This is a genomic window from Chamaesiphon sp. OTE_8_metabat_110 (assembly GCF_031382685.1).
GTDB lineage: Bacteria > Cyanobacteriota > Cyanobacteriia > Cyanobacteriales > Chamaesiphonaceae > Chamaesiphon.
In genome coordinates, this window is the sequence record NZ_JANMZA010000293.1 from 1 (window position 1) to 3,462 (window position 3,462).

Consider the following 3,462-nt stretch of genomic DNA (forward strand, 5'->3'; position numbering starts at 1 on the left):
CCGCGCCGAAGCGGCTAACTCGCTCTCGCTATTTGGCAAAGTCTCCATCTCCCACCTAGTTTTAGCCTTCGATCGAGACGATCACTGGCTCGTCCGTCGCAGCATCCTCGCGGCTTTAGAAGAATTGGACTCACCCACAGAACTGATCGAAGTCTGCACCCAAGCGCTGGCTGGTGAAGATCTCACCGTTCGAGAAGCCGCAATCGACACTTTAGCCTCCCTCGCTCATTCCAGCTATCACGCCGCCGTCCTCACCCAACTCCTCACCCTCACTACCGCCACATCACCTCGATTGCGAGCCAGAGTCGCTGACGCGCTCCAAAAATTTGACGAACCCCAAGCCCAGTCAGCTCTGCTCGAACTCCGCCAGGATTCCAGCTCTCAAGTAGCGGCGCTAGAAGATTTATTTCAGCAGTAAATTACCAAGTATCAGTCTGAAATTCTGACGACAGCCAAAACATCACCCGATCGTCCCGCCGGGTTTGGATCGTTAAACTCTAATCAGCCATCCTTGAACCCTCCAGCGTTTCACCCGACAACTAACGATTGCAGCCGGGAGTTCGCCCATGACTCTCGATGCCATGCTCCCGCCGCAGCCGCCAATCGCAAATCGTCGCCACCTGCGCCGACAACATTGAAAAATCGTCAGCCCAGCACTAACTCCAACAACTCTTATCGAGTTAGATGGGATAAAAACAGTAAATTTTGATGTTTTGAGATATTTATGCTATAATTAAAAACATTGTCTGCGGATATGGCGGAATTGGTAGACGCGCCAGATTTAGGTTCTGGTTTCGCAAGAAGTGAAGGTTCAAGTCCTTTTATCCGCATCTTAGACTATCCAAATACTCTCAACTCTAGAGAGTCATTTATCAGCTCAAAGCGATATCCATGAATCTGGGAAAGTTCACATCAGTCGGTAGTGTGTGAATTTCTAGTAATGAAGACGATCGCTGAATTTTTCCAAGCTTTAATCGTGCCCGCGCCGATCGCGCCAGAAATCATCCGTGCCAAAGCGCACGAACTCTGGAAAGCGCAGGGAGGTGGCAATATCAACCCCGATGCCAATTGGCAAGCCGCGATCGAGCAAATCAGATCGACTGAAAGAATTAGTCGGCGGAGCTTTTTTTTAGAGCTAATTCGGGTATTTATTGCGAGTCTGAGTACTGGCGCAACTATTTTTGGTGGCTCGATCTTATTTCTCAACTTTTCTCAAGGTGAAAATAGGCTGATTACCGAACGCTTTACCCGCTCGATCGAGCAACTGGGAAATGCCGAAGAGACGATTAGAATTGGGGGGATTTATGCCTTAGAAAGAATCGCTAATGATTCGCTCCGAGATGGTTGGACGATTATGGAAGTCTTATCATCATTCGTGCGGGGCAAACAGAGTATTAAAGGTCAAGATCTCACCCAGTTATCGGCAATAAGAACTGACGCTCAAGCTGCACTAACAGCGATCGCCAGACGTAAAATAAACCTAGAAACCGAGCAACAATATCTAGATCTCAGCAGTACCAATCTCCGCGAAGCTAATCTTGTCAGTGCCAATCTCGATCGCGCCAAGCTCAATAATTCTAGTCTCATTCAAGCAGATTTACGATCGGCTAATCTGAGTAATAGCAATCTCAGTCATGCCAATCTCAATAGTGCCAACCTCGCCCAAGCGCAACTCAATGATGCTAATTTAATCCAAGCTAACTTAAGTAATACCAACCTCAGCGCCGCTAATTTAGAGCGCGTAAATCTCAACAAAGCCGATCTCAGCGATGCCATTTTAGACGGTGCAAATTTGATTAATGCCAGCTTAGGTAATACCAATCTCAGCAGTGCGATCCTCATCGGTGCCAATCTTCAAGGTGCAACCCTCAGTAAAGCCAATTTAACTAAAGCCGATCTCAGCGGGGCAAATCTCAAAGGCGCAAATTTCGCAGGTGCAAATATCAATAAAGCTGACTTTAGAAAGACTAAAAATCTCGATATCACGCAAATCGAACAAGCACAAAATTGGCAGTTAGCAATCTACGATCCCGCGATCGATCTCATCCTCAAAGCTAAACCAGCGATCGTGCCAGCAACAAAGACACATTCATAATTTAATTCTCAATTATTAATTCTCAATTCTCAATTAACGAACTATGTCAAATCAATCGATCGGCTTAAACGATGACTTGTATCGATATCTACTCGCTAACTCTGTCCGCGAACCCGAAATATTAACCCAATTGCGCTCGGAAACAGCACGACATCCCCTGGTAGATATGCAGGTTTCACCAGAGCAAGGGCAATTGATGGGATTATTAGTCAAATTAATCGGTGCTAAAAAGTGCTTAGAAGTAGGCGTATTTACTGGCTATAGTGCATTAGTAGTCGCCTTAAATCTCCCCGAAGACGGTCGATTGATTGCTTGTGATGTTAGCGCGGAATTTACCGCGATCGCCCGTAAATATTGGCAGCAAACAGGCGTAAATGACAAAATCGATCTGCACATCGCGCCAGCACTTGAAACGCTCGATCGGCTCTTAGCAGATGGTGAAGCAGGGACGTTCGATTTTGCCTTTATCGATGCTGATAAAAATAATTATGCTGCTTATTACGATCGCTGTTTTCAATTAGTTCGATCGGGTGGACTGATTTTAGTTGATAATGTCCTGTGGTATGGCAGAGTTGCCGATCCAGCGATGAATGAAGATAAACGTACTCAGGCAATCAAGGATCTCAATCAGCAAATCTACCATGACGATCGCGTTCAAATTAGTTTAATCCCAATCGGCGACGGACTGACGATCGCGAGAAAGAAATAATATCATTTCATCAGAACAGCCTAAAACCTAAATGGTGGGCATTGCCCACCCTACTAATTAATACTCTATATCAATAATTTAGATCGATTTCTGGACAAGCCTCATCTTTTCGCAAGATCCGAATTCTTTCTCCTCCTGGAAATTTAATCAAGATGTCAAACTCACTATTTGGCATTCTCAGATCGATAGGAATCCACCCTACTGGTATCGGTTCTGGTAAAAATATCCCATGTCCTGGAGCTAAAATCACCGTAATCTCACCGCTATTTAAACAGCCTAAAACTCTAGCATGACTGCGAGTATAGTAATTATAGAGTTCCGCTCTGGACATTTTGCTGTAAAATTTATGATGCAGGCGGATCTTCTTTTCACAGTCGATCGATCCAACCTATTTGTTTGAATTAGAGTGGGAATTACCCACTCTGAATTTACTACATTGCACCCAAAACCCGATCGAAAATACTCACAGCCCGATCGATCTCCAACTCAGTTACAATTAGTGGCGGCACAAACCGGACGACTTTTGGCCCCGCAGGGACTAATAATAAACCCAATTCCATCGCTGCTTTAACTACGTCGATTGCATTTATTTTACTCTCAGATTGCAACTCTAATCCATTAATTAAACCCCAACCCCGAACTTCCGAGATGGCGGGAT

5 protein-coding genes and 1 tRNA gene are annotated in these 3,462 nt (G+C 45.2%); 4 read left to right on the forward strand and 2 right to left on the reverse strand.

Annotated elements, in window-relative coordinates; translation table 11 throughout:
* From RMO52_RS10495 to RMO52_RS10510, 4 genes are all read left to right on the forward strand, one after another.
* On the forward strand, positions 1–418 hold a 418-nt coding region (locus RMO52_RS10495), incomplete at its 5' end, for a HEAT repeat domain-containing protein (RefSeq protein WP_310413763.1).
* 330 nt (positions 419–748) lie between these two features.
* A tRNA-Leu gene (locus tag RMO52_RS10500) sits at positions 749–830 on the forward strand.
* A 110-nt stretch (positions 831–940) separates the two neighbouring features.
* On the forward strand, positions 941–2,095 hold the full coding sequence (locus tag RMO52_RS10505; RefSeq protein ID WP_310413766.1) for a pentapeptide repeat-containing protein: 1,155 nt from the start codon (positions 941–943) through the stop codon (positions 2,093–2,095).
* 43 nt (positions 2,096–2,138) lie between these two features.
* Positions 2,139–2,804 carry a class I SAM-dependent methyltransferase gene (locus RMO52_RS10510; protein ID WP_310413769.1) on the forward strand — a complete coding sequence of 222 codons (666 nt, stop codon included), beginning with the start codon at positions 2,139–2,141 and terminating at the stop codon, positions 2,802–2,804.
* A gap of 70 nt (positions 2,805–2,874) precedes the next feature.
* Here RMO52_RS10510 and RMO52_RS10515 read toward each other — a convergent pair whose 3' ends face one another.
* Both RMO52_RS10515 and RMO52_RS10520 read right to left on the reverse strand, forming a co-directional pair.
* Positions 2,875–3,135 (reverse strand): hypothetical protein, encoded by a 261-nt coding sequence (locus tag RMO52_RS10515; protein WP_310413772.1) that lies wholly within the window; start codon positions 3,133–3,135, stop codon positions 2,875–2,877.
* A gap of 100 nt (positions 3,136–3,235) precedes the next feature.
* On the reverse strand, positions 3,236–3,462 hold a 227-nt coding region (locus RMO52_RS10520), incomplete at its 5' end, for an aminotransferase class III-fold pyridoxal phosphate-dependent enzyme (protein ID WP_310413775.1).

Excerpts from the sequence above, each read along its gene's own strand:
- RMO52_RS10505 (WP_310413766.1), top strand. The coding sequence starts at position 941 with ATGAAGACGATCGCTGAATTTTTCCAAGCTTTAATCGTGCCCGCGCCG.
- RMO52_RS10510 (WP_310413769.1), top strand. The coding sequence starts at position 2,139 with ATGTCAAATCAATCGATCGGCTTAAACGATGACTTGTATCGATATCTA.
- RMO52_RS10515 (WP_310413772.1), bottom strand. The coding sequence starts at position 3,135 with ATGTCCAGAGCGGAACTCTATAATTACTATACTCGCAGTCATGCTAGA.